The sequence below is a fragment of the Myxococcus sp. CA040A genome (assembly GCF_013336725.1).
Lineage (GTDB): Bacteria > Myxococcota > Myxococcia > Myxococcales > Myxococcaceae > Myxococcus > Myxococcus llanfairpwllgwyngyllgogerychwyrndrobwllllantysiliogogogochensis.
This window is the reverse complement of sequence record NZ_JABUMR010000048.1, coordinates 1-587: the sequence shown is the minus strand read 5'-3', so window position 1 is coordinate 587 and position 587 is coordinate 1. Positions and strand designations below refer to the sequence as shown.

The window sequence follows — 587 nt, the reverse complement described above, 5'->3', positions numbered from 1 at the left end:
CCAGGGACGAGGAGGCACCGGCAAGCTGGGTGCGCCACCAGGCGATTTCGGAAGAGAGGACGTCGCCCTGGAGCCACTGGCGCTGCCAGACGGAGAAGTCGGCGTACTGGATGGGCAGCGGAGAAAGTTGGGCAGGCTCGCCCCCAGCGAACTGGCGGTAGAAGGCGGCCAACTCGCGGACCATGACGGAGATGGACCAACCGTCGGAAGCGATGTGGTGGACGGTGACGAGCAGTTGGTGCTCGGACGCATCCAGGCGGAGGAGAGAAGTGCGGACGACAGGGCCTTGGGCCAGGTCGAAGGGACGCACGGCTTCGGCCGCCGCCAGCCGCTGTGCCTCGGCGTCGCGCTGCTGCTGGGGCAGGGCGGAGAGGTCGATGAGAGGCATCTCCAGCACGAAGTCGTGCTGGACGAGCTGAACGGGCTGACCCTGGTGAATGGCGAAGTGGGTGCGCAGGGCCTCGTGACGCTGAATCAGCGCGTTGAGGGACTGGAGCAGCGCATGCGAGTCAAGCGAGCCAGAGAGCTTGAGCGCCCAGGGGATGTTGTAGGTGGGAGCGCCGGGCTGGAGCTGGTCGAGGAACCAG

1 protein-coding gene is annotated in these 587 nt (G+C 67.0%); it reads right to left on the bottom strand.

Annotated features, from left to right (window positions below; all coding sequences use genetic code 11):
• Positions 1-587: condensation domain-containing protein (locus HUA75_RS46040; RefSeq protein WP_217446592.1), on the bottom strand; the 587-nt coding region annotated here is incomplete at both ends.